This window comes from Lederbergia wuyishanensis (genome assembly GCF_022900255.1).
Classification (GTDB): Bacteria; Bacillota; Bacilli; order Bacillales; family Bacillaceae_C; genus Lederbergia; species Lederbergia wuyishanensis.
On the sequence record NZ_JALIRM010000001.1, the window covers coordinates 971,364 to 997,468 of the forward strand.

General features: G+C 36.1%; 30 protein-coding genes. 2 read left to right on the forward strand and 28 right to left on the reverse strand.

Translation table 11 applies throughout. The annotated features are described in order from the left end of the window. Positions 1-89: 89 nt before the first annotated feature. The 27 genes from spo0A to MT489_RS04935 all read right to left on the reverse strand — a co-directional run bounded on the left by spo0A (position 90) and on the right by MT489_RS04935 (position 23,487). Positions 90-875: a sporulation transcription factor Spo0A gene (spo0A, locus tag MT489_RS04805; RefSeq protein WP_244680348.1), complete on the reverse strand. Its 786-nt coding sequence runs from the start codon at positions 873-875 to the stop codon at positions 90-92. A gap of 246 nt (positions 876-1,121) precedes the next feature. Continuing rightward, positions 1,122-2,408: a SpoIVB peptidase gene (spoIVB, locus tag MT489_RS04810; protein WP_244680349.1), complete on the reverse strand. Its 1,287-nt coding sequence runs from the start codon at positions 2,406-2,408 to the stop codon at positions 1,122-1,124. Between the two features lie 109 nt (positions 2,409-2,517). Then, positions 2,518-4,212 carry a DNA repair protein RecN gene (recN, locus tag MT489_RS04815; protein WP_244680350.1) on the reverse strand — a complete coding sequence of 565 codons (1,695 nt, stop codon included), beginning with the start codon at positions 4,210-4,212 and terminating at the stop codon, positions 2,518-2,520. A 19-nt stretch (positions 4,213-4,231) separates the two neighbouring features. Then, on the reverse strand, positions 4,232-4,681 hold the full coding sequence (gene ahrC / locus MT489_RS04820) for a transcriptional regulator AhrC/ArgR (protein WP_244680351.1): 450 nt from the start codon (positions 4,679-4,681) through the stop codon (positions 4,232-4,234). Positions 4,682-4,788: 107 nt separating this feature from the next. After that, positions 4,789-5,610, reverse strand: a complete 822-nt coding sequence (locus MT489_RS04825; RefSeq protein ID WP_244680352.1) for a TlyA family RNA methyltransferase — start codon at positions 5,608-5,610, stop codon at positions 4,789-4,791. A 3-nt stretch (positions 5,611-5,613) separates the two neighbouring features. Next, positions 5,614-7,506, reverse strand: a complete 1,893-nt coding sequence (gene dxs, locus MT489_RS04830) for a 1-deoxy-D-xylulose-5-phosphate synthase (RefSeq protein WP_244680353.1) — start codon at positions 7,504-7,506, stop codon at positions 5,614-5,616. Between the two features lie 9 nt (positions 7,507-7,515). After that, a complete protein-coding gene (locus MT489_RS04835) occupies positions 7,516-8,130 on the reverse strand; it encodes a hypothetical protein (RefSeq protein WP_244680354.1) in 615 nt (204 codons plus the stop codon). Between the two features lie 684 nt (positions 8,131-8,814). Continuing rightward, entirely contained in the window at positions 8,815-9,699 is an 885-nt protein-coding gene (locus tag MT489_RS04840; RefSeq protein WP_244680355.1) for a polyprenyl synthetase family protein, read from the reverse strand. Then, on the reverse strand, positions 9,696-9,926 hold the full coding sequence (gene xseB / locus MT489_RS04845; RefSeq protein WP_244680356.1) for an exodeoxyribonuclease VII small subunit: 231 nt from the start codon (positions 9,924-9,926) through the stop codon (positions 9,696-9,698). The genes MT489_RS04840 and xseB overlap by 4 nt, the downstream gene beginning before the upstream one ends. Next, on the reverse strand, positions 9,919-11,274 hold the full coding sequence (xseA, locus tag MT489_RS04850) for an exodeoxyribonuclease VII large subunit (protein WP_244680357.1): 1,356 nt from the start codon (positions 11,272-11,274) through the stop codon (positions 9,919-9,921). The genes xseB and xseA overlap by 8 nt, the downstream gene beginning before the upstream one ends. 132 nt (positions 11,275-11,406) lie before the next feature. Continuing rightward, entirely contained in the window at positions 11,407-12,267 is an 861-nt protein-coding gene (folD, locus tag MT489_RS04855; RefSeq protein ID WP_244680358.1) for a bifunctional methylenetetrahydrofolate dehydrogenase/methenyltetrahydrofolate cyclohydrolase FolD, read from the reverse strand. A 16-nt stretch (positions 12,268-12,283) separates the two neighbouring features. Next, entirely contained in the window at positions 12,284-12,667 is a 384-nt protein-coding gene (nusB, locus tag MT489_RS04860; RefSeq protein WP_244680359.1) for a transcription antitermination factor NusB, read from the reverse strand. Between the two features lie 161 nt (positions 12,668-12,828). Then, a complete protein-coding gene (locus MT489_RS04865; RefSeq protein ID WP_244680360.1) occupies positions 12,829-13,245 on the reverse strand; it encodes an Asp23/Gls24 family envelope stress response protein in 417 nt (138 codons plus the stop codon). 15 nt (positions 13,246-13,260) lie between these two features. After that, positions 13,261-14,616, reverse strand: coding sequence for an acetyl-CoA carboxylase biotin carboxylase subunit (gene accC / locus MT489_RS04870; RefSeq protein WP_244680361.1), 1,356 nt, complete (start codon positions 14,614-14,616; stop codon positions 13,261-13,263). 12 nt (positions 14,617-14,628) lie between these two features. Next, positions 14,629-15,123 (reverse strand): acetyl-CoA carboxylase biotin carboxyl carrier protein, encoded by a 495-nt coding sequence (gene accB / locus MT489_RS04875; protein ID WP_244680362.1) that lies wholly within the window; start codon positions 15,121-15,123, stop codon positions 14,629-14,631. Between the two features lie 462 nt (positions 15,124-15,585). After that, positions 15,586-16,116 (reverse strand): SpoIIIAH-like family protein, encoded by a 531-nt coding sequence (locus MT489_RS04880; protein WP_244680363.1) that lies wholly within the window; start codon positions 16,114-16,116, stop codon positions 15,586-15,588. Next, positions 16,116-16,781, reverse strand: a complete 666-nt coding sequence (gene spoIIIAG, locus MT489_RS04885) for a stage III sporulation protein AG (protein ID WP_244680364.1) — start codon at positions 16,779-16,781, stop codon at positions 16,116-16,118. The genes MT489_RS04880 and spoIIIAG overlap by 1 nt, the downstream gene beginning before the upstream one ends. After that, on the reverse strand, positions 16,771-17,382 hold the full coding sequence (gene spoIIIAF, locus MT489_RS04890; protein ID WP_244680365.1) for a stage III sporulation protein AF: 612 nt from the start codon (positions 17,380-17,382) through the stop codon (positions 16,771-16,773). Before spoIIIAF ends, spoIIIAG begins: the two co-directional genes overlap by 11 nt. 18 nt (positions 17,383-17,400) lie before the next feature. Then, positions 17,401-18,588: a stage III sporulation protein AE gene (gene spoIIIAE / locus MT489_RS04895; RefSeq protein ID WP_244680366.1), complete on the reverse strand. Its 1,188-nt coding sequence runs from the start codon at positions 18,586-18,588 to the stop codon at positions 17,401-17,403. Between the two features lie 27 nt (positions 18,589-18,615). Then, complete coding sequence (gene spoIIIAD, locus MT489_RS04900) at positions 18,616-19,008, reverse strand: stage III sporulation protein AD (protein WP_244680639.1); 393 nt, start codon at positions 19,006-19,008, stop codon at positions 18,616-18,618. A gap of 16 nt (positions 19,009-19,024) precedes the next feature. Next, complete coding sequence (gene spoIIIAC / locus MT489_RS04905; protein ID WP_213123793.1) at positions 19,025-19,228, reverse strand: stage III sporulation protein AC; 204 nt, start codon at positions 19,226-19,228, stop codon at positions 19,025-19,027. A 17-nt stretch (positions 19,229-19,245) separates the two neighbouring features. Beyond that, positions 19,246-19,761 carry a stage III sporulation protein SpoIIIAB gene (gene spoIIIAB, locus MT489_RS04910; protein ID WP_244680367.1) on the reverse strand — a complete coding sequence of 172 codons (516 nt, stop codon included), beginning with the start codon at positions 19,759-19,761 and terminating at the stop codon, positions 19,246-19,248. Beyond that, positions 19,754-20,689, reverse strand: a complete 936-nt coding sequence (spoIIIAA, locus tag MT489_RS04915; protein ID WP_244680368.1) for a stage III sporulation protein AA — start codon at positions 20,687-20,689, stop codon at positions 19,754-19,756. The genes spoIIIAB and spoIIIAA overlap by 8 nt, the downstream gene beginning before the upstream one ends. Positions 20,690-20,814: 125 nt before the next feature. Further along, the gene (gene efp, locus MT489_RS04920; protein WP_244680369.1) at positions 20,815-21,372 is read right to left on the reverse strand and encodes an elongation factor P; all 558 of its coding nucleotides are present in this window, start codon (positions 21,370-21,372) and stop codon (positions 20,815-20,817) included. Between the two features lie 23 nt (positions 21,373-21,395). Further along, positions 21,396-22,457 (reverse strand): M24 family metallopeptidase, encoded by a 1,062-nt coding sequence (locus tag MT489_RS04925; protein WP_244680370.1) that lies wholly within the window; start codon positions 22,455-22,457, stop codon positions 21,396-21,398. Continuing rightward, positions 22,457-22,906 carry a type II 3-dehydroquinate dehydratase gene (gene aroQ / locus MT489_RS04930; protein ID WP_244680640.1) on the reverse strand — a complete coding sequence of 150 codons (450 nt, stop codon included), beginning with the start codon at positions 22,904-22,906 and terminating at the stop codon, positions 22,457-22,459. The genes MT489_RS04925 and aroQ overlap by 1 nt, the downstream gene beginning before the upstream one ends. Positions 22,907-22,986: 80 nt before the next feature. Beyond that, a complete protein-coding gene (locus MT489_RS04935; RefSeq protein WP_244680371.1) occupies positions 22,987-23,487 on the reverse strand; it encodes a YqhR family membrane protein in 501 nt (166 codons plus the stop codon). 134 nt (positions 23,488-23,621) lie between these two features. On the opposite strand from MT489_RS04935, the gene MT489_RS04940 reads away from it, so the two are divergent. Beyond that, positions 23,622-24,566 carry a DUF1385 domain-containing protein gene (locus MT489_RS04940; protein WP_244680372.1) on the forward strand — a complete coding sequence of 315 codons (945 nt, stop codon included), beginning with the start codon at positions 23,622-23,624 and terminating at the stop codon, positions 24,564-24,566. Between the two features lie 60 nt (positions 24,567-24,626). Then, a complete protein-coding gene (locus MT489_RS04945; protein WP_244680373.1) occupies positions 24,627-24,971 on the forward strand; it encodes an SA1362 family protein in 345 nt (114 codons plus the stop codon). Positions 24,972-25,173: 202 nt separating this feature from the next. On the opposite strand, the gene MT489_RS04950 is transcribed toward MT489_RS04945, so the two are convergent. After that, positions 25,174-26,058 carry a patatin-like phospholipase family protein gene (locus tag MT489_RS04950; RefSeq protein WP_244680641.1) on the reverse strand — a complete coding sequence of 295 codons (885 nt, stop codon included), beginning with the start codon at positions 26,056-26,058 and terminating at the stop codon, positions 25,174-25,176. Between the last annotated feature and the right edge of the window lie 47 nt (positions 26,059-26,105).

Below are 26,105 nucleotides of genomic sequence, written 5' to 3' on the forward strand. Positions count from 1 at the left end.
AAGTTGATAATATTTTTCTACATAAAATTAAAAAACCTGTCCTATTAGCTAAGGACAGGTTCATTAATTAAAGGCTTGTTATTAAACTCTTATGATGCTTTATGCTCTAGTCGAAGCTTATCAGCTACCATGGCAATGAATTCAGAGTTCGTAGGTTTCGCTTTAGACATACTAACCGTATACCCAAATAAAGAAGAAATGGAATCTACATTACCTCTACTCCATGCTACTTCTATTGCGTGCCTTATCGCCCTTTCAACCCTACTTGCAGTTGTATTGAATTTCTTAGCAATATCTGGATAAAGGACTTTAGTGATTGAGCCAAGCAATTCAATATCATTATAAACCATTGATATTGCTTCTCTTAAATATAAATACCCTTTAATATGTGCAGGTACACCTATTTCGTGAATAACAGAAGTAATACTTGCTTCTAAATTTCTTGGTTTTGCTTCTGGTTGGTTTTTCGAAGTAGTCGATACTTTTCTCTTAATTTGAGTTGCTTTTCCACTAACTTGACGAATATGATTTGCTAAATGTTCCATATCAAAAGGTTTAAGAATAAAATATGAAGCGCCAAGTTCTACGGCCTTTGTTGTTACATCTTCTTGGCCAAATGCAATAAGCATAATAACATTAGGAAATACTGCGCTGGACTCACGAAGTTGCTCTAATACTCCAAGTCCATCAAGATGCGGCATAATTATATCCAAAATTAACACATCAGGATTCGTATCTTCAACTAATTGCAAGCAATCTTGACCGTTGTGTGCAGTACCAACAACTTCCATATCTTCTTGTGAAGAAATATAATCATCTAACAATCCAACTAATTCGCGATTATCATCCACAATACAAACTTTGATTTTTTTCACTTTCCATTTCCTCCTCAAATCCAAAAATAATTCAAAATAATGTCATTAATATTTAAATACGCCAAAGATGATGAAATTCCTTTAAAATTTTTCAAAATAAAAACAAAGTACAAGAATATCTTTAATTTTCTTTCGTTTACTCTGTTTTTCGACACACTTTGATAACAGGTAGTTAGTTTTGTCGAATAATCTTTATATACCTTATTATTCCTTATATTAAGCATAAAAAAAAGAGGGTAAATACCCTCAACTAGCTTTTTCTGTATCCTTCTCGTAAATATTTATTCCTGCTTCATGAAGCATCCATTCAATATGAACACCATAACCAGATGTTGGATCATTAACGAAAACATGAGTAACTGCACCAATTATTTTGCCATTTTGAATGATTGGGCTGCCGCTCATTCCTTGGACAATCCCTCCAGTTTTATTTAACAACTTCTGATCAACAACTTTGATAACCATTCCTTTAGTAGCCGGAAATTTTTGTGGTATCGTGCTTACTACCTCAATATCATATTGCTCAACTTTATTTCCTTCCACTACAGTTAATATTTTTGCAGGTCCTTCTTGCACTTGATTAGATAAAGCTATTGGAAGTGGCTTATCCATGACGCCATTCTTTATATTTTGTTTTAATACACCAAAAATCCCAAACGGACTATTTGTCTTAATATTTCCAATTACATTCTTATCTGAAGAAAAACGAGCTAGCTTTTCACCCGGTGTTCCATTTTTTCCTTTTTCAATTGATGTAACAGTGGAATTGACAATTTGTCCATCGTCGACTACGATTGGTTTTTTTGTGTCCATGTCGGAAATTACATGCCCTAAAGCCCCATATTTTTTGGTTTTCGGTTCATAAAATGTCATCGTTCCTATTCCAGCAGCTGAATCACGTATATACAAACCTAATTTATATGTCTTTTCCTTTTCATCCAGCATGGGATTTAGGGTTGTATCAATCGTTTCTTTTCCTCTTTGTATCGTTATTTCGAGCTTTTTCCCTTGTTTCCCAGCCTCATTAACAAATGATGCAATTTCGGCCATATGATTAATTTTTGTGCCGTTAATTTTCGTTATAATGTCTCCGACTTTTATACCGGCTTCTTCTCCCGGAGATTGTTTTTCGTTTTCTACAGATACTAAATGGTGACCGACCACAAGCACACCTAAAGTATTAAGTTTCACCCCAATAGATTGACCGCCTGGATACACCTTGAAATCCTTTAGGACACTTACATCAACTTGCTTAACAGGAAAACCGGCCATTTCTAAAAATATTTTTTCTTTACCAGCTTGTTTCCCTTGTACTGCTATCGCATGCTTACTCTCTTCAAACTCAATATGTTCACTTGTTGAAGATGCCGAAACATTTACCGGGGTTGCCTTAGAAAAATTATAATGTTGGCCTTCAAACAAAGTAATATGACTCGGAATTTGCAGATATTGCTGAAATGGCTTATAAACAATAAGCATTAAAAGTGAAACAAGGAGAATTCCACCTGTTATTTTTCTAATTATTTCAAACATCCTTCTGATCACTCTCCTCGCTTTCTAGCCCACAATTATAATTTAGCCTGCTTTAGGTTCATTTATAAGTGAAAGCAAGGAAAAAAGCTGTCCAATGAAGGATAGCTTTTCAAGTTAACTTTATGGTATAGGCAATATCTAGTAATTCTTTTGCATGTTTTTTGGTTATATCCGTTATTTCTACTCCAGAAATCATTCGTGCAATCTCTGAAATTTTTTCATTTTTACCTAATTTAGTCAGTGTTGTTCTTGTTCTTCCAGAAATAGCTTCTTTTGAAATTAATAAATGAGTGTCTGCCATCGCTGCAACTTGAGGAAGATGAGATATACAAAGTACTTGAGAATGTTTTGATACTTGATGAATCTTTTCGGCAATTGCCTGTGCAACTCGTCCACTTACTCCTGTATCAACTTCATCAAAAATGATCGAAGTGATACCTTGATGTTTAGAAAAAATAGTTTTTAACGCTAGCATCATTCGTGATAATTCCCCACCGGAAGCTACCTTTGATAAAGGCTTTAAAGGTTCACCAGGGTTTGTGGATATATAGAATACGACATCATCCAATCCATCTTTTCCAAACTCTGAATTTGATTCTGAATCTTTAATAAAAACCGGCTCAAAGACAGTTTTATCCATATACAGCTCTTTTAATTCTTGATGAATTGCAACTGTTAATTTTTCTGCCCACTTTTTTCTAATATCGGTTAACTGTTTTCCTTCGAGAGACAAATCTTCTCCAAGTGAGGATAGTTTTGATTCTAGATCTCCAACTCGAGCATCACGATTTTCGAGCATTTCAATTTCTTCTTCTATTTTTGAACAGTATTCGAGAATTTCTGAAACAGATGATCCGTATTTTCTTTTCAACTGATTAATTTCATTTATTCTTCCTTCAATCGCATTTAAACGTTCAGGATCGAATTCTAGGCGGTCTAATTCACCTCTTAGTTTATCTGCAGCATCCTCTAATAAGTAATAACTATTTGCGACTGATTCCAACACATTTTCGTATTGCTTGTCCAAGTCAGCTGCAGTTTCTAAATGACTCATTGTATGACTGATATAGTCGAGACCATGCTGCTCACCTTGCAAACCTTCGTATCCTGCTTTTATTGCAGCAAATATTTTCTCAAAATTAGCTAATTGCCTTCTTTCTTCTAATAAAACTTCATCTTCATTGATTTTCAAATCCGCCTGACGAATTTCTTGAAGTTGAAATTGCAGTAAATCTAGTCGGTGTGCCATCTCTTGTTCATTTAGTTTTAATTCTTTTATCTTTTTTAAAGTTGAATCATATTGCCTATAAATTTCCCTATAACTTTCCAATGCAGGTCTTATCTTCTCAAACCCGTATTGATCCAATAGCGAAAGGTGGGTAGATTCATCCATTAATTCCTGATGCTCGTGCTGTCCATGAATATCAATTAAAGTGCTACCTATTTCTCGTAACGTTGAGATAGTAACAAGTTTTCCATTTACTCTGCACACACTTTTTCCGCTACTTGAGATTTCACGTCTAAGAATAATCATGCCTTCTTCGATATCAATTCCAAACTCAGCAGCTTTTTTAAAACAAGGATGGTTGTTTTCAAGAAAGAATAATCCTTCAATATCAGCTTTATTTTCACCGTGACGGACAAACTCGACTGAACCACGTCCACCAACTAGTAAATGCAATGCATCAATAATGATTGATTTTCCCGCTCCAGTTTCACCTGTAAGAACAGTTAATCCTTTTTCAAAGGAGACGGAGATTTGGTCAATTATAGCAAAATTTTTGATAGACAGCTCTTGTAACAATAGAGTTTCCCCTCACTTCCTAAAGCATCTCTATAAATTTCTGGTTTATCAAAACCGCATCCTCGTTTGTTCGGCATATGATTAAACATGTATCATCGCCACATATAGTTCCCATAATCTCATTCCAATCAAGATGATCAATTAATGCGCCGACTGCTTGTGCATTTCCAGGGAGTGTTTTCATTACGAGTAGGTTTTGTGCGTGATCAATTCCAACAAAAGAATCTGTAAGAGCGCGCTTTAATTTTTGAAGAGGATTAAAGCGTTGATCTGCAGGTAAACTATATTTGTATCTTCCATCTGGTAATGGAACCTTAACGAGGTGAAGTTCTTTTATATCTCTAGAAACGGTAGCTTGAGTAACGTTGTATCCATCGTTTTTTAAATAATCGACAAGCTCGTCCTGTGTTTCAATTTCTTTAGTCCCGATTAATTCTCGAATCTTAATATGCCGTTGTCCTTTTGTCATAACGCTCCCCATCCTTAAAGAAAATCACGTGCATTTTTATACTATCTTATACATCATTATAATTATACATATTGAAAAGGGCAATCCTAATGGAATGCCCTTAATCTTTAGGTTTTCAAATGTGCGTGTGCTTCTGTAACAATATGGTTAATAGTTACAGGCAGGAGGTCTGTATTGGGTCTTTCAGAAGACCATTTCAAATGTATTAGAAACTCAATATTCCCTTCGCCACCGGTTATAGGTGAATATGAAAGATTAATGACATCATAACCTTCATGTAAAGAGAAATCCCTAATTCGTGTAATTACTTCCTCATGTACTTTTGGATCCCTAACAATTCCCTTTTTTCCAACTTGTTCTTTCCCTGCTTCGAACTGTGGTTTAATTAACGCAATAATATCACTATCATTACAAAGCAATTGTTTTAGAACCGGAAGTATTAGTTTTAAAGATATAAATGATACATCAATGGTCGCTAAGTTCGGCATTTCATTTATAAAATCGGACGGTTTTACATATCTAAAATTAGTTCTTTCCATAACGACAACACGGGGATCGTTTCTTAGCTTCCATGCAAGCTGATTATAACCAACATCAAGTGCATAAGATAATTTTGCTCCATTTTGCAATGCGCAGTCAGTAAACCCACCTGTAGAAGCTCCGATATCGAGTAAAATCTTATCTTGAACAAAAACATTAAATACTTTTAATGCCTTTTCAAGCTTAAGTCCACCTCTGCTTACATAAGGTAAAACATTCCCTTTTATCTGTAAGGGAATATCTTCATTTACCTTTTCACCGGGCTTATCAAGTCTTGTTTCATTCGAAAACACAATTCCAGCCATTATAGCCCTTTTTGCCTTTTCACGAGTCTCGCTTAAACCTCTTTCGACTAATAAAATATCAAGTCTTTGCTTTTTTATTTTCATACTTTACGCCCTTTTTTTCTTCTCTGGCAACATGGAATGAAGCTTCAAAGCAATATTATCAGCAGTCATTCCAATTTCATTCAATAGTTCATTAACGTTGCCGTGCTCGATGAATTTGTCCGGTATACCAACACGGTCAATCATAGCGTGATTGAACCCTTGATCGTGGGCATATTCCAATATTGCACTTCCAAATCCACCTTGCAAAATTGCCTCTTCAATCGTTAATACAGGCATTCCCGTTTTAAAAATGTCATAAAGCATTGCTTCATCAAGCGGCTTAATGAACCTAGCATTAACAACTTGAACAGATACACCTTGCTTTTCCAACATTAATGCTGCTTCCATAGCCATTGGAATCGTTGTTCCAAAGGTAAGGATGGTGGCATCCTTTCCTTTTCTTAAAATTTCCCATGTACCAATAGGAATTTCTTTTAATTGGCTATCCATTGGGACCCCATAGCCATTTCCACGAGGAAACCTCATAGCAATAGGACCATCATTGTATTTCAAAGCCGTATTCACCATATGCTGACCTTCATTTTCATCCTTGGGCATCATGACAACCATATTAGGTAAATGCCTTAAAAACGAAACGTCAAATACACCCTGATGTGTTTCTCCATCTGCACCAACAAGACCTGCTCGATCAACACCGATAAATACATTTAAATTTTGTCTGCATATATCGTGTAAAACTTGATCATATGCTCTTTGTAGGAAGGTAGAATAAATAGCAAGAAATGGTTTCATTTTTTGAGTGGCTAGTCCTGCTGCCATTGTTGCTGCATGTTGTTCAGCTATGCCAACATCAAAAAAGCGATCCGGAAATTCTTCGGCGAATTTCTCAAGTTTTGATCCAACAGGCATTGCCGGTGTAATTGCAACAATTCTCTTATCTTTACGTGCTAACTTTCGAACCGTTTCGCTTACAAGTGAACTCCAAGAAGGCGCTGAATTTACAGATTTAATGACATCGCCTGTCTCAATTTTATATTGTCCAATGCCATGCCATGTGCCAATACGATCGTCTTCTGCTGGACTATACCCTTTTCCTTTTTTTGTTATGACATGTAAAAGGACAGGACCTTCCGTTTTCTTGGCATACTGAAAGTTTTCAAATAAATCATTGAAATCATGCCCATCGATTGGTCCAAAATAAGTAAAACCCATTTCCTCGAAAAAAACACCTGAAACAAGTAAGTATTTTAAGCTATCTTTTACTTTTTCAGCAGTTGCAGCGAGCTTACCTCCAACCGCAGGTATTTTTTTCAATAAATATTCTAGTTCATCTTTCGCCCATTTATATTTTCCAGCTGTTCGTAGCTTGGATAATACATTGTGAAGTGCACCCACATTAGGTGCAATGGACATTTCATTATCATTCAAAATGACTGTAATATTTTTTTGACTATCCCCAATATGATTTAAAGCTTCTAGCGCCATACCGCCTGTAAGTGCACCATCTCCAATTACTGGTATTACGAAATTGGATTCTCCTTTAATATCGCGCGAAATCGCCATTCCCATTGCAGCTGATAGCGAGGTTGAGCTATGACCTGTTTCCCACACATCGTGAATGCTCTCTGACATCTTGGGAAAGCCACAAAGACCTTTATATTGTCTTAGACTGTCAAATTGTCCAGCTCTACCCGTCAATATTTTGTGGACATATGATTGGTGACCTACATCCCATAAAAATTTATCTTCCGGGCTGTTAAAGCATTTATGAAGAGCAAGTGTCAGTTCAACTACACCTAAATTCGGTCCAATATGACCACCAGTTTTAGATAAATTTTCAATGAGGAATTTCCTAATTTCTGAACTTAATTCCTCGAGTTCTGTTATATTCATTTTTTTGAGAAATGAAGGGTCTTTAATTGATAAAAGATCCAAAAGGACCACTCACTTTCGTTTTTTGGAATTTTTCTTTGTTTTTTTACTTTTATTGTCCTTAATAATGGTGATATGAAATTTCTCCTCAAGAAATTGTAATAATTTCCCTACTTGAAATATAATATCCCGTGAATATTTTATCGCAAATGATTTGCCAAATGCTTTTCCACCTACTGTAACAGCTGCGATTAAGCTCGTCAAACCAACATTAATTCCATATTCTAACGGGGAATTTTTTGATACCTCCATACTACTCGTAAGTTGAATAATTACAAGAGCTGAAGCCGTTCCACTAATGATTCCTGAAATATCCCCAATGACATCATTACAAAAGTTGGAGAATTTGTCCGCATTTCTTACAATCCTTATGGAATGTTTCGCCCCATATACTTTCCTTGCAGCCATGGAGTGAAAAGGTGTTTCATCAGCGGCCGTGGAAGCTATCCCTATCATATCAAAAATAATTCCAATAAGGACAATGAAAAGAACAACAAGAAGTCCCAATGTCCATGATACACCATGTAAGGCTCCAGTCGAAACGATTGAAAAAATAGCCGCTAGCACAAATGTGATAACGGCTATACTGATACTCCACTTAATTGATTTATTTACTATTTCTTTCATAAAAGAATTTTTCACCATTTTCGAAAAATGTAAGTTGGATGGTCATAAAAAGAGTAAAAATTACGGCTTAGGTCCAGTAGGTTTTCCCAGACAAGTACCAGATGTCGCCATCATGGGGGTTTCCCTTTAAACTCATCTTGACAGTGTCGCCAGCTGCCAGACTGGATTGCCACTTAGTCCGCACTATAATCCTCTTATTATGTCCGAAAAGAACAGTCTAGGAGATTTCCTCAACAACCTTTAACCTGATTCCTAGCCTCTTTTGCAAAACCGATTTCATATGGACGAAAGAAATCGGAACGATGGCCAACCATTCCGCGCTTCTATAACCATAATCCCCTCAAGCTTCACTCAAGGCAGGCTACGCTGCTAGTGATGCCCACATCACGTCGCAGGTCTATACTTCGCATTTCTCGCATGCATTTAAGCCAGCTGAAATTAACGAAGCCTCCGCGGTAAAGGGTCTACGCCCACATGCCTTTGTGGATCGCCCTTAAACCTTTACTCCCAGCTCCGACCCAAGTCTGGGCGACTCAAGCCGAAACAAGGAACTTCATCGATGTGCCCTTTAGTGAATTTTTAGCCTCACCTTCAGAACCGGTAGATTGACTAGAATACTGCACCATCCAAATATCTGTCAAAAGTATAACATATTTTCTTTTTATCTTCAATTTGTGGTATTCGTTAGCGATCTCTTCCAGCTACAACATCTGTAAGATAGTGTAGTAAATCTGTTTTAAGATTTGTTTTAGAAAGTGCCTCTTTTGCCTCATGTATATGACGGGCTAAATGTTCTTTTGCTCCTTCAAGAGAAAGTAAAGATGGGTACGTACTTTTCTTTTTTGCTCGATCACTACCTATCGGCTTCCCAATGATTTCCTCGTCTCCAATTACATCAAGAATGTCATCACTAATTTGAAATGCGAGTCCAAGGTGACGGGAAAATTTATCGAAGTGATCAAGTTCCTCTTCTGTCGCTCCTGCAATTTTCGCACCAGCTATTATACTATATGTTAGAAGTCGACCCGTTTTATGTTGATGAATATATTCTAATTCTTTTAAATGCAATTCTTGGTTTTCAGCTTGAATATCTGCAACTTGTCCTCCAACCATTCCTTCCGGACCAGCGCAAGTTGACAACATTTTCATGAGCCATACTTTTTGATGATCATCGAGATGTTCATCCTCGGCTATGAGTTGGAAGCTATATGTAAGAAGTCCATCGCCGGCTAATATAGCAAGTGCTTCTCCAAAAATTTTATGATTGGTCGGCTTTCCTCTCCTTAAATCATCATCATCCATACAGGGAAGATCATCATGGATTAAAGAATAAGTATGGATCATTTCTAATGCACATGCAGTTGACATGCCTGCTTCGGGATTTTTTTCGAAAGCCTCGATTGTTGCAAAAAGTAGAATAGGTCGAATCCTTTTTCCGCCTGCAGTTAATGAATATAACATTGCCGCTTTTAATGGTTGCGGAGCGTTTAGCTTATTAATGGACGCAGATAATTCCTTTTCAAGCATATCTTTATACTTCGATATGAATGTTTCGTGTTGGACTGTCAAGCCTTATCCTCCTCTTGAAGAAGAAAATCTTCCTCTCCATCATCAGTTAAAATTTTTGTAAGTTGCTGCTCAGCATTTTTTAGCTTATCGTGACAAAGCTTTGAATACTCAATACCTTTTTTATATATTTCTAATGCCTCCTCTAAAGGAATATCTCCTTCTTCAAGACGTACAACAATTTTTTCCAGCTTTTTCATCGCTTCTTCAAATGTTAATTTCTCATCCATTACTTTCACCTTTTTCTATATGATCAATTGTACAAAAAAGCTCTCCATCTGTAACCTGTAAAGTAATTTGCTCACCTATATGGGCTTTATTGGTATTATTCACAATATTTCCAGCTTTTGTATAGGCAACACTATAACCTCTTTTTAGAATATTTAAAGGACTTAATGCCTCCAATGTAGCCACTTTAGTGGAAAACTCGCTAGATTTTTGATTCACAATTATTTTAGCCTGCTGTGTAAGCTGCTGCCTAAGGTGAATAAACTTCTCTTTATGCATTTGCAGTTTCATCGCTGGATGATGAGTTGCTAAAACTTTATGTAATCGTTGAAATTGATCCATCTTTTGAAAAAGAATCTTTTCTTGACCTCTTTGCAATCTGTCTGTCATTCTGTCAACAGATTCCCACTTTTGCTCATATAACTTTCGAGGATTTCTTATCATATAAGAATTTTCTAGTAAGTTTAACTTACCTCTTTTTTCCTTCGTTATCTCCACCATCCCACGATAAAGACGATTTTTACGATTAAGAAGTCGTTCCATCAAATCTTCAATATGCGGCACGGCAAGTTCCGCTGCTCCTGTGGGAGTCGCAGCTCTTACGTCGGCTACAAAATCGGCTATAGTAAAATCTGTTTCATGCCCGACGGCAGAAATTATTGGAATTTGTGAATTATAGATGGCTCTTGCTACAATTTCTTCGTTAAAAGCCCATAACTCTTCAATGGATCCTCCACCTCTACCCACAATTAGGACATCAGCCACAGATAATTCATTTGCTTTTTTTATTGCTGCAGCAATAGAAGCTGATGCCTGCTTTCCTTGTACTAGAACCGGCAATACGATTAATTTTCCAATTGGATATCTTCTATTTATCGTTGTTAATATATCTCTAATTGCAGCACCCGTTGGAGATGTGATAATTCCAATTTTTTTTGGATACACTGGTATTTGTTTCTTTTTATCAGGATGAAATAACCCTTCGTTTTCAAGCTTGTTTTTTAACTGCTCATAGGCTAGAAATAATTCCCCAATACCGTCTGGAAGCATTTCTTGAACGTATATTTGATATTGTCCACTAGCCTCGTATACTGTAATGCTTCCTCGAATTAAAACATTCATACCGTTTTCAGGAATAAATTTCATAGACTGCGAGAAAGAAGAAAACATTACCGCCATGACTCTTGCGGATTCATCTTTTAAAGTAAAATAAAGATGCCCACTTGAATGTTTTTTAAAGTTCGATATTTCACCTTTTACATATACATTTGATAAATGAGGATCAACATCAAATTTTCGTTTAATATATTTTGTAAGTGCCTTTACAGTTAAATATTGCCGTTCAGTCATATGAAACACCTCATAAAAAAGAGCGTAATGATTGATTTTTTAATTTACTCTCGTATTAAGAAAAGCTGCACCTATTTTATTAGGAAAGCAGCTTTTCTAGTATGTTTGTATTTATTTTACTATAATTCGATCTTATTTACGATTAGCAAGTACTTTTTGGGCTGATTTAACAGTATTGTACAATAACATAGTAATTGTCATAGGGCCAACTCCGCCTGGAACTGGAGTAATATAACCCGCTTTATCAACAACATCATTGTAATCAACATCTCCACATAATCTACCATTTTCGTCTCTATTCATTCCTACATCGATGACAACTGCGCCCTCTTTTACATAATCGGCATTAAGCATTTTAGCACGGCCCACAGCAGCAACCAAAATATCTGCTGTTTTCGTAACGGAGGCAAGATCTGCTGTTTTAGAATGGCAATATGTAACAGTAGCATTTTCATTTAATAGCAATTGGCCGGCGGGCTTTCCAACAATATTACTTCTTCCGACAATGACGGCATGCTTTCCAGCAATTGGAATATCCATATACTTCAACATTTCTAACACACCGAAAGGCGTACACGGTAAGAATGTATCCTGTCCCGTCATCATTTTTCCAATATTCACAGGATGAAAACCGTCAACGTCTTTATTAGGTGAAATAGTTTCAATCACTTTAGTCTCCGAAATATGAGCCGGAAGCGGAAGTTGGACTAATATTCCATGGATGTTATCCCGATTATTTAATTTCTCTATCTCGTTTAACAGTACATGCTCTTCCACGTCTTCCGGAAGTTCAATTAGCTCTGAGTGCATACCGATTGCTTTGCAACTCTTCTGTTTAGAAGTAACGTAAGTTCTTGATGCTTGATTATTTCCAACTAAAATAACTGCTAATCCTGGTTGAATTCCTTCTGCAGTTAACTTGGAAACTTTTTGTTCAAGCCCTGCTCTAATATGATTCGATATTTCTTTCCCATCAATAATTGTTGCTTGCATCAAGATTCCCCCCTGTTTATTCTCCTTTGACCTTCGACAAGATTCCATTAATAAACTTTCCAGATTTGTCATCGCCGAATTTCTTTGCAACCTCAATAGCTTCATTGATCGCAACGTTTTCTGGTACATCTATGCTAAATTTTATTTCATAAATAGCCAGCCTTAATATGTTTACATCCACTTTCGATAGACGATCGATGGACCAATTTTCTAAATGCTTGCTAATCTCTTGATCAATTTCTTGAAGATTCTTCAACGTACCTTCAACTAGATTTTGTAAAAATAAATCAGCCTTTTGATCCTCTAAAACAAATTCAATTGCTTCCGCAGGCTCAGTCCCACTGATATCAATCTGGTATAAGGCTTGCAAAGCTTTTTCGCGAGCAATTCTTCTTTTCATGTAATGTTTACTCCTTCTATGATTGAAAAAGCCAAAGGAATCTCCTCTGGCTTTTATTCTTGCATACGAAACTATAAATCGGAAACTTGTTTATTATTTTTATTGAAAGTAGTTTCCGCTTTATCTACAGGCCAAAAGTTAAATGGCAACTGTATTTTTAATTATTGCTCTTCAAATTCTTGGCTGTTTTCTGGCTTTTGGGTTTCAAAAGCTACACCTACAATATGAACATTTACTTCTTCAGCTTCAAGTGCCGTCATATTATATAATGTTTGTCGGATATTATCCTGAACTTTTTGAGCAACTGTAGGAATGGAAACACCGAAATTCATTAAGCAATACACATCTACTTTTATTCCTTCGTCTGTTAGTTCAACTCTAATACCTTTACCGTGATTCTTTTTGCCGAGTCTCTCTACAACTCCTGTTGCAAAATTCCCACGCATTTGAGCGACTCCTTCAACTTCAGAAGCAGCTATCCCCGCGATTACTTCAATGACTTCTGGAGCGATTTCAATCTTACCATGGTTATGACCATTTTCCTGTGTCATTTCAAGCATGTTCAAATTCTCCTCCATTTAAAACACCTCCGCTTATTTTTGATGCATTACATCATGAATCTCAAGAAACTTTGTATTGAAGTCTCCACTAACAAAGGTTTCATGTTCAAGCAAATTCAAATGGAATGGAATCGTTGTTTTAATTCCGTCGATCACGAATTCTTCCAGGGCTCTTTTCATTCTTGCAATGGCTTCTTCACGTGTAGCCCCGTACGAAATAACCTTTGCTATCATTGAATCATAATATGGTGGAATTGTATAGCCAGGATATGCACCTGAATCAACTCGTACTCCAAACCCGCCTGGCGGTAAATACATTTCAATTTTCCCAGCTGATGGAAGGAAGTTTTTCTCAGGGTTTTCTGCGTTAATTCTGCATTCAATGGACCAGCCATTAAATTTAACGTCTTCTTGAGATAGAGATAATTTCTCCCCTGATGCTACACGAATCATTTCTTTTATTAGGTCGACTCCTGTTACCATTTCAGTAACGGGATGTTCAACTTGAATACGCGTATTCATCTCCATGAAATAAAACTTGCGATTCCTATGGTCATAAATAAATTCAATCGTTCCAGCACCTGAATAATTTACAGCCTTGGCTGCTTTAACTGCTGCATCCCCCATTAATTCCCGTGTCTCCATGTCTAGCGCTGGAGATGGCGTTTCTTCAAGTAATTTTTGAAGTCTTCTCTGAATTGAACAATCACGTTCACCAAGATGAATAACATTACCAAAATTATCGCCAATCACTTGGATTTCAACATGCCTAAAGTCTTCAATATACTTTTCAATATATACACCTGGATTGCCGAATGCAGTCAATGCCTCTTGCTGAGTAATATTAATCCCTTTTATCAGCTCTTCCTTATCTCTAGCAACCCGAATTCCTTTTCCTCCGCCACCTGCAGTAGCTTTTATGATGACGGGAAAACCTATTTTTTCTGCGATTTCTAACGCTTCGTCTGAATCGTTAATAATACCATTGGAACCAGGCACTATAGGTACACCAGCAGCTTTCATTGTTTCGCGTGCAACATCCTTCGTACCCATTTTTGAAATTGCTTCAGGACTTGGTCCAATAAAAATGATATTGCATACACGGCAAAGCTCGGCGAAGTCTGCATTTTCAGCTAAAAATCCATATCCTGGATGTATCGCATCACAATTAGTCAACTTTGCTACGCTTATTACATTAGCAGTGTTTAAATAACTGTCCTTAGACAATTTTGGACCTATACAATACGCTTCATCAGCTAATTGAACATGAAGTGCTTCGCGATCAGCTTCTGAATATACCGCAACTGTCTCAATGTCTAACTCTTTACAAGCCCGAATAATTCGAACGGCTATTTCTCCTCTATTAGCAATTAATACTTTTTTTATCATGGGAAACGCTCCTTATCTAGGCTTGACTAAGAATAATGGTTGTCCATACTCAACAAGTTCGCCATTTTTTACAAGGACTTCCACAATCTCTCCGTCCACTTCTGCCTCAATTTCGTTAAATAATTTCATTGCTTCAACGATACAAACAACTGTATCTGCTTTTACTTGTGATCCTATTTCTACGTAAGCTGGGCTATCCGGAGATGGCGATTCATAGAATGTTCCAACCATAGGAGAAACAACTTGGAGATAGTTTTCTTTATTTGTAGTACCTTCGATTTTCGCTTCAACTTTTTGAGTAGGAGCTGGTGTTTCAACAACAGCTTGTACTGGAGGTTGAACTGCTACAGGTTGTTGAACAATCTGTTGTTGAGGCTGTGCTACAGGTACTGAAGCCGTTTGTTTCTTTAATTTAATTTTAGATCCTTCATGCTCGAAACTAAATTCTTCAATATCAGATTCATCGATTAATTTTATGATTTCACGTATTTCTTGAATTTTTAACATAAGTGACACTCCTTCAAAATAATGAGTAGCTCCTAACATCATAATATAATACCTTATAAAAATTCAATGATGAAGACGGAATGTAATATTTTTTTATATTTTCTTGTATTAGACAGTTGATTTATATTCCATACGTTTACTTTCTGCTGGGAACGAAAAGTGGAGACGACATAACAGGAAAAACGTCAAAACTGTAGGAAAATCAACTGACTTAATTCATCCAATAGTCAAGTTGCTTTGTTTTTTATTCAGAGAAATGTTTTTGATACGGTCTAAATGTTAAATGTTCCTGTCTAAATTCTTGAACAATATACTTAAAGCAAATAACCTGATTTGCTAAAAAGTCAGTTCTTATGAGAAGTATCTTGTTTTTGAGTATAATCCATACAGGTACATCCAAAAAATATTTATTAATGCAAAAAAAGAAAAGACGGATGGGCATTATTCCCGTCCGTCCATTAATTATTTCGTATCAAATTCCACTGTAGGAATAAAGTTTGTTCCCATTTCATCTCTGACAAGTCTAACAATCTCCACAGCATCAGCTTTTGAGTGCTCCTCTGCTTTGACTGTAACATATACTTGATTATCTTCAATTCGGACAAGTGAATCACTATACCCTAGGGTTTTGATATAACTTTCAATTGTTCTTTCCTTTACTCCAAGTGATTCAATTTGTTTCATAGTTTCAAATAATTTATTTTTCTCATCTATCGATAATTCAGGTGCAGCCGCTTGTGTTGTTAATTCCTCCTGCTGCTTACCGCGTTTATCCATTAAGCTAATACGCACCGCGTCATATGCCTCATCTCCAGCTGATTCCGTAATAATTTTCATATCTTCATCACTCATTTTTCCGCTCGTATCAGGTGCATTTTTTCCGTTTGTTGCAATATCTTTTACAGCGGGTTCGGAAGTAACATAGTATACGGATAAAACGACAACGAGACTAAGCATTGTTAAGAGCCAGACAGTTTGCTTTTTTAAAAGCATTAAGAATCCCCCTTTGATTTTTTAGGCATGACTGCAACTTTATGACTTGGAACATCTAAGACACGAGTTACTGCTTCAATTATCCATTTTTTCACCTGAATGTTTTCTGCACCACCTGCCACTACAAGAACTCCCTTAATTTCAGGTTTTCTCGTTTCTGAAACGAGGGGGATATCCTTTTCCCCTTCTCGGATGATGACAAGCTCATCTTCTTTTGATTGATCTTCTATTTGACGTTGTCCACCTTTTTCATCTTCTTCGTGTGTCGTTTGATTTCTAAGAATACTATTTTTCTCGTACACCTTTCTTTCAGTAGCTTGAACATTCACGATGACTGTTACAGTATGAACACCCACTATCTCTTCGAGTGCTTCTTTAAGCTGGTTTTCATAATGTTCTTCAATAACCTTCATGTCATTATTGTCTGACTTTTTCACACCAAAAGTTTCTGAGCTATCCTGCTCCCTTGTATCTTCATTAAATACTGCATCAGAGGGTGGAGTGCCATTGTCTTTCCATATGCTACCCATTACCATAAATAAGGCACCTAAAATAAGTAGAAAAAGCAGATAATATGGTTTTGTTTTGTTTTTATCGCTTGGAGTTTTATTATCAAGGAATTTTTGTTTTATCCAATCAATTGGTCCAGAATATTTATTCTTCATTTCCTGGTTCCTCCCTCGAAACAATTTCAATCAATGATATTGGAATTTCCCAAGTATTGGCCAACATTGATTTCATTGTTTCGTAGTCGGTTGTATCCATTTTCGCATCTGTTTCCTGAAAGTTAATATTTACTGGCTGAATGGTTTTGATTACTTTTTCCGAAGGCGTTAGAGAGACAACCACATTATCTAATTCGTTGATTGTTCCATCACTATTTGGTGTTGCGGAAATCCGCAAATTACTAATTTCTGCACTATACTTATCAACCAACTCCTTTTCTACCATTTTTTTCATTTGGACAGCCATTTGCTCTAATATATATGCATGTTGAGAAGCTTGTATCTCTTTTTTTTTCGTTTTCAATAAATTTTCATTGGTTTGATCCTCAACATCTATATTTGTAGTGAAGGATGCGAGTACTTTTTCAAAGTCACTAGAAATTAACTTTAATACTGGTGTTAAAACAATTGCCATTAAAAGCAGTCCTGTTGCGAGTTTAGTATATTTTTTCATACTTGATTCAGGTAGTAGCATATCTACAACCATAGCAATAATTAAAAAAATGATAATATTAAATACCCACTCGCTTAAATATTCCAAGGAAGCTGCCCCCTTTATTTACCTAACCATCATTGTGATATTTCCGGAAGTAATAATGATAGTTATGCTTATAAAGAACATAAAAGATACAATTGCAAGAGATGCGAAAATATACATCACACTTTTACTAACTGCATCCAAACATTCAATGACTGGTCCATCACCTAAAGGTTGCATAAGTGCTGCAGCAAGCTTGTATATAAAAGAAATAACTAGTATTTTTAACGCCGGAAAAGCTGCTAGCAACAAGATAATCGCTACACCCGCTATCCCTACCGTATTCTTCAATAGAAGGGAAGCATTTAAAACAGTGTCTGCAGCATCAGTAAACATTCTTCCAACTACAGGAACAAAATTTCCTGCAACATATTTAGCTGTGCGAATCGCAACGCCGTCTGCAACCGCAGATGCAGCCCCTTGAATAGAAATAACACCAAGGATAATGGTGATAAATGCACCAAGTATTCCAATACTTATTTTTTTTAATAAATTGGAAAGCTGGGATACTTTAAATTGTGAGCTTAATGTATTTGCTATACTTAATAAAGTTGCAAGAAATAATAATGGAAAGACAGCATTTTTTATAACGATACTACTAATATTCACTAAAAATACGAGAACGGGATGGAAGAATGACGATGTAGCCACTCCACCAGACGAAGCGATCAATGCCAATAGTAATGGCAAAAGAGCTAGAATAAATTGACTCATAGAATCAATAGCTTCAATCGCATAATCTGCAGCTACTCTAAAACTATTTAATGCAATAATGATTAGTACCATAAAAATAATTGAATAGGCGACCTTACTGACAGCCCCTTGTTCAAATGCATTATGAAGCGATTGTAGAAACACACTTAAAATCGTCAGTAATAAAAGTGAACCTAGTAATTTAACATTTAGTATGATTTCTTGGAAAATGAATAATATGATCCCATTAATCCAATCCGAAAAGGAAAATGACTTGTCCCCTTTAACAAAATCAAGAAAAGTACCTCTTTTGCTTTCAGGTAAATACCCGCCATATTCGTGAAGAACTTTATTCCAATGTTCGGATAGCTCATCTAAACCAAGGTCCTCTAAATACCGTTCTACTTGATTATTTGACTGATTTAAATCATTTTCTGGTTCCTCTGCTGCAACTTTAGTAACTCCCAAAAATGGAATAATACATAATAATAATAGAATCTGCAGCCTTCGTCGCATGCATTCCACTCCGTTCAATTGCTTTGTCTAATGAATTGGCATTATATTTACAATGGTCTCAATTAAAGCCGTCATTATAGGCACGGCTATTGCTAGTATTAATATTTTTCCAGCCAACTCAACTTTTGCTGCCATTGATCCTAGACCTGCATCCTTGCTTATTTGTGCTGTAAATTCAGCAATATAAGCAATGCCGATGATTTTAAGAATGGTTTTTACGTATAGAGTGTTCACATTCGCAATGCCTGCAAGCTCTTCAATCATTAATATGACTTTATGAACTTGATCTACAAGAAATAAAAAGATGCCTGTCCCTGCAAATAACACAAGCAAAAAAGCGAAATTCGGAGTCTGTTCCTTAATAGCTAATACCAGGAATGTAATAATTAGGGCAATACCCGCAATTTGTAAAATTGCAATAGCGGTTACCCCCCATCTATTGGAATAGAAATACAGACTTTATTTTTTGAAATAATCCATCTACAATCGACACGACCATAAATAAAATATATATAAAACCAAACAATGTAACCCATTGTGCATATTCTTTCTTCCCTACTTGATCTAGTATGGTATGGAGAAATGCAACAACTATTCCTACTCCGGCAATTTTAAAGATGACATCTACATCTATGCCCATATCATTTCCTCCTATCACTACAAAAGCAAAATGATGATTAGCATACCGGTTAGGACTCCAAGGCTTTTCACCATTTTTTCATACTTTTTTTGTTTTTCTCGAGCAAGCTCTTCTTCCCTTTCTAAGTTAGTAAGAGTTAACAAGATTTGTTTCTGCTGTGTTTCACGATCATGTCTACCTAAATTCTCACCAAATTGAAGCAATATTTCGTATTCACTGTGTTTCAATGAAGTGGACTCCCAAATGTTTTTTAAGCTATTTTCCCAAGCAGATTTAACAACTGAATCCTCTTTCCTTAACAAACTAGAAAAGATTTTATAGTGAGTAGCAATAGGTTTGGGAATTTGCTTTGATATTTTTTCAGCAGCCTCTCCAAGAGGAGTATGACTATACATTATTTCCGCTTCCAGTGTTTCAAGAGAATGGCGAAATAATCGTAAATTCTTTGGCCTTTCACTTAATTGCTTTGAAAATTCAAAACCTGCCCAAGTTGTTGCTCCAACTATAAAAATAGCTCCGATTATTTTAATCATATAGACCTACTGCCCTTCTCTTTGTAGCTACTGGAGCACCGCTTGCATCCTTTATCGATATTATTGTGCCTGGACCATCTCTCCTAGACAGTTCGATAAATCTTTCAAAAACTCTATGTTGGATAATTGGTTTTAATAGGGGCCTTTTGCTAATTTCTTCAAAATTATTCCCATGGGTTGTCATCATTAATGTGATCCCAGCATTTATCGCCTCCATAATGGCTATCGTGTCTTCTGGTCTGCCTATTTCATCTACGATAAGAACATTCGGGCTCATTGAACGAATCATCATCATCATTCCTTCTGCTTTCGGACAAGCATCCAACACGTCTATCCTCGGTCCAAAATGAAGGTGAGGAATACCATGTACACACCCTGCAATCTCTGAGCGTTCATCAACAATGCCTGTTTTAAATGAAGGGATATCGTACTCCTGTACTCCACTTGAAATGAGTCTTGCAATATCCCTTAACAAGGTTGTTTTTCCGGTTTGCGGTGGACCGATAATCATCGTATTTTTCCAAGTGTGATCAAATAAATACTGAATATACTTATCGGCTACACCGACTTTTTCTCTCGCTATTCGAATATTGAATGAAGATAAATGTCTGATCGCTTTAACAGAGCCATTTTCAAGTATTACTTTGCCTGCAAGACCAACTCGATGTCCACCTTCAATCGTGATGTACCCCTTACGTAATTCTTCCTCTAATGTGTAAAAAGAATGGTTAGCTAGCTTGCTGATGAATTGCTCTGCTTCTTCTTTTGAAAATAGATAAGGGAGAAAATAGTGAAGTCCGTTATATGCCACTTCTACTTGCCGATTAACCCTTAATCTAATTTCCTCTATTTCGCTAAACGTCTTCGTAGGAAGCTTCATTATTAATTCATTTATTCGAGCAGGCAATATTCGAAGCACCGATTTCAACTTACTCTCCCTCCTACATCTTCACTATCTAATATGTATTCAGCTTGTCTCTAAATATGAAAATAAGGTGTGAAACCAATAAAAAAAACCGAGGAATTTTCCCTCGGCTTTCTGCTTTTTATTATTTATGCTCTTGATACATAAGATCCATCTGAAGTATTAATAACGAGCTTGTCTCCTGCATTTACAAAGAACGGTACTTGAACGACTAAACCAGTTTCCATTTTTGCTGGTTTTGAACCACCAGAAGCAGTGTCCCCTTTAATGCCTGGGTCTGTTTCAACAACTTCTAGTTCTACCGTATTCGGCAATTCTACTCCTAATGTTTCACCTTGATACATAATAATGTGGACAACCATATTTTCTTGTAGAAATTTTAATTCATATTCTATTTGAGAAGCTGGAAGTTCGATTTGTTCATAACTCTCGTTATCCATAAATACATGGCTATCCCCACTGGCATATAAATATTGCATTGTTTTATTATCAATTTGAGCTTTTTCTACTTTTTCACCAGCTCTAAATGTTTTTTCTTGAATTGCACCAGTACGTAAGTTTCTTAATTTAGATCTAACGAATGCAGCACCTTTTCCCGGCTTAACATGTTGGAAATCAATAACTCTCCAAATCCCTCCGTCTGTTTCAATCGTTAGTCCTGTTCTAAATTCGTTTACTGATATCATCTGTATTCCTCCTAAAAAGTACCTTATAAAATTATTAAATCTTTCGTCGAATGTGTCAACGTTTCATTTCCAGATGCGGTTATTAACGTATCATCCTCAATACGAACTCCACCAACACCAGGTAAATAAATACCCGGTTCAACTGTTACAACCATTCCAGGCACTAGCTTCGTTTCCGAACGGTGTGAAAGTCCTGGCCCTTCGTGTACTTCCAAGCCAATTCCATGACCTAAAGAGTGGCCGAAATACTCACCATATCCTTTTTCTGTAATGTAATCTCTTGCAATTGCATCAGCTTCAATTCCAGTCATACCTGGTTTAATTTGTTCCATTGCTCTTAGCTGTGCTTCTAGAGTAACACTATATATTTCCTTCAATTTATCAGATGGATCTCCAACAGCTACCGTTCGGGTGATATCAGATATATACCCTTTATGAAGGGCACCGTAATCCATTGTTACGAAATCTCCTGTTTCTATTGTTTTGTCACTTGCTACCCCATGCGGTAATGCCGCTCTCCAGCCAGATGCAACAATAATATCAAATGAAGACGAGGTGGCACCACATTTACGCATGAAAAATTCGAGCTCGTTAGCAACTTCCAATTCTGTTTTACCCGGCTTAATAAAATCAAGAATATGTTTAAATGCTGCATCTGCTATATCTGCAGCTTCTTTTAATATACTGATCTCTCTAGAATCTTTTATTAAACGAAGGTTTTCAATTACATTTGAAATCGGGATAAGTTCAGCTTCAACTGCTTCTTCATATTGTTTCCAAGTAGAAAAAGGCATATGATCTTGCTCAAACCCTAGTTTTTTAATTCCAAGTTCTTTTGCTTTTTCAGCTACTTCTTGAATAATAGGACCTGTATGTCTGTTAATTTCGAATCCTACAGCTTGCTTAGCTGCTTGTTCCGTATAGCGAAAATCTGTAATAAAAAGTGCTCTTTCTTCTGAAATAAGAGCAACCCCCGCTGTACCAGTGAAATTAGTCATATAGCGGCGATTATATGTACTTGTAATCAAAATTCCATCAATGTCGGATTGTTTAAATTGTCCCCTCAGTCTTTCTAATTTTTCCACTATACCTCTCTCCCTTTCAAATATTCTTTCATCGCATGTAATGCCATTTCATATCCATAAAATCCAAATCCTGAAATTTGTCCAATTGAAACGGGAGCCGTAACAGAATGTTTTCTAAACTCTTCTCTAGCATGAACATTTGAAATATGAACCTCAATAACAGGAAGATCAATAGATGAGATTGCATCCCTTAGGGCTATACTATAATGAGTAAATGCTCCAGGATTCATAATAATTCCTTCAAATCCATTATCAGCAGCTTGATGAATCTCATCTAATAAAGCACCTTCGTAATTGGATTGGAAACATTTTATTTCCACACCCAATTTTTCACTTGCTTCCATAATTCCGTTTTCGAGATCCTTTAATGATTGGCTACCGTAAATTCCAGGCTCACGCTTACCGAGCATATTTAAATTTGGACCATTTATTACGAGAATTTTCAAGATGGTTCACGTCCTAGCAAAGAATGATTACTAGAACATTCTACCATATAATTATTTAATTCAACTAGTTCTACTTTTCGTTCTCATTGCTTTTGATTTACTTTGCTCCAATTTAATTGTTCATCATATTCATAAGAGATTGAATAGCCGATGAAAAGCCCATAAATTAGAAAAAAGCAAAGTTCCGTTGCAATAGTATTAAAATTATAACGGAACAACCATTTTATGTCTGGAATCATTGGGTGCAAGGCAAGAAAAATAATGAGAAAAATAATGATGCCGTAAATCGCTCCCCATATAAGGGATTTTTGTTTTCTTAATACCATATAGTAGAGTAACGCCACTACTATAGAAAGCAACCCATACAATAGAGCAGTAACAACAAATCCAAGCCAGCCATCTGTCCATTTTCCTGTAAATGGTGATAAAATGACCTTAGGATTAATTTCCGTAAAATTAAAATAATTAACGAAATAACCAAATATAGTCCCAATGACACCTCCAAAAAAACCTGTAATAGACGCTAATTGTAATATAGACATTTGATATTTTTTTACCACTTCTATTTCTTTTTCATTTTTCATAAATTCCACCTCCATCATTATCATGTCCATGCTTAACAACAAATTGCATAAATTATTTTATCTGGTGAATTTCTAATTATTTTAGTATGATAAAAAGGGAAGATATATATAATCCAATAAGTTGGTGACAATCTATGAAAAACACAAATAAACCTGCTTATGGCGGGCAGGCTGTAGTCGAAGGAGTCATGTTTGGCGGTAAACATCAAACCGTTACCGCAATTCGCCGTAAAGATCAATCTATTGAATACTTTTATTTACCAAGAAAAACAAAGCCTGTTTTTAAAACATTAAAAAAAATTCCCTTTCTTCGTGGAATTGTGGCTATTATTGAAGCTAGCGCCAACGGAGCGCAACATTTAACTTTTTCAACAGACCGCTACGATGTAGACCCTAGTGAGGATAGTAAGATTCAAGAAGAAAAGATGTCTAAAACTACATTAGTTTTAAGTGTCGCAGTGCTTGGTGTCCTATCCTTTATTTTTTCTAAGTTTATTTTTACTTTAGTTCCTGTTTTCCTAGCAGCATTTTTTAAACCTATCTTCCCAGGGGATATGGCTCAAATTTTGCTAGAAGGACTATTTAAGCTAATTCTTTTGCTCTCCTATATCTACTTTATATCTATGACACCACTTATTAAACGCGTGTTTCAATATCATGGAGCAGAGCATAAAGTTATTAATGCATATGAACATGACCTAGACTTGACTGTTGAAAATGTTCAATCTATGTCTAGACTTCATTACCGATGTGGAAGTAGTTTCATTCTTTTTACAGTTGTAGTGGGTGTGTTTATTTACATGTTTGTGGATGTTAACCCACTTTGGGTCCGAATATTAAATAGATTAGCACTCATTCCAGTAGTACTTGGTGTATCATTTGAGGTTTTACAGTTAACAAATAAAATGCGTAACCTCCCAGTCCTTAAGTGGCTTGGATATCCCGGGTTATGGCTACAGCTGCTAACAACAAAAGAACCGACTGATGATCAAGTAGAAGTTGCGCTCGCCTCGTTTAATGAATTACTTAAAGTGGAAAAGCAAAGTGAAGGTAACATAAAAACAGAGAAAATTATCTAAAAGAGTATAAAACTAGTTCTTTTTGGGAAAAATGTAAATACTCCCGAGGAGGTGGCGCTCTTGAATGTACGAAATTTTTTGGTTGGATTCATTATAGTCATTGCAATAATAGGATTGGGTTCATATATTTTTAATAATCCAGTCGGTTTATTTAAACAACTCTTTATCATCGGGCTTGTTGCTTCTGCTATCTATTTTGTTTATCAATTTTGGGTTCGAAATAAACCCGAACGAAACGAGAGTAGAAATTACGCAAAGGCAGCAAGACTTTCCAAAAGAAGGAAACGAGTTTCACAACAGGCTAGCAGTCAGATGCGCAAAAAACCTATGCGTAAAAGATCGGCAGCACATTTGACTGTAATCGAAGGGAAAAAAAGTAAGAAAAAAGACCGGGCAATTTTTTAAGTTTTTATAAAGAAAAAAGTCAGGCACTCGCCCCGCTTATCGATTACAATCAAATGTTCGGAGAGCAAATTAGTATAATTAGTATTGATTTTCGTACGTCTTAAGTTTTAACCTAGGACCTATATGTCAGAAGCTAGAATGCAAAATCCCAACTTCAATAATAATTTAGACATAATAATAACTTATATTCCCTATTTCTTTTTTAGAAAGACCAAGTCTTCAGAAATTCAATTGTTTTCTCACGTCCTTTTTCTATTAGGGCGTGTTTTTTTTCTTCAGATAGAAAAAATTCAGTTGAAAAACTTTCATCTATTGGGATAAAAATAATATCTTTTTCATGTTTCCTAGATATATATCTTGCATCGTGAGCGTCTTTCATAGTACTAAACAAGGCTTCAAATAATGATAATCCATTTTTTATTACCCTTTTCGGCTGTTCTTCCATATTGAAACTAAGCTTTATACCTAAAACTGGCCTTGACTTTTTCTTGTCTTTATTTTCAAATAACCACATTGGAAAATTACTTAGGAGTCCTCCATCCACTATAATATTTTCTCCTGATAAAGAACGTAATTTAATTGGTTCGAAAAAGAACGGTATTCCACAACTCATCCGAATTGCCCTAGCTACTGGAAATGTCTCCTTGGGGATACCATAGCTTTCTAAATCGTCTGGTAGGACTATCAACCTTCCTGTTGAAAGGTCAGATGCAATTAATCTTAGTTTTCCATTAGGAAGATCTTTGAATGTATAAACCCCTTTATCCGCCATTTTTTTACCGAGCCATTCTTCTAGCTCATTCCCTCTATACATGCCCATTCTCCAATATAACAATAGCCATTTTGCAATCGCAAAAGGCAGCAGTGTTGTCCGTTGGTCTAAAAATATTTTCATATCGGTTTCATCCAATAGAGTTTCTATTTCCTTACTTGTATAACCCACTGCAATCAATGCTGCCATAATAGCCCCTGCACTTGTTCCTGCTAATCGATTAAACGTAAAACCTCGTTGTTCCAATACTCCATAAGCTCCTATGAGTGCGAAACCTTTAATACCCCCTCCAGAAAAAACACCATCGATGTTCATCAACACCCACTCCTCCAAATGGTCTTTATTTATCTTTAGGAAAAAGT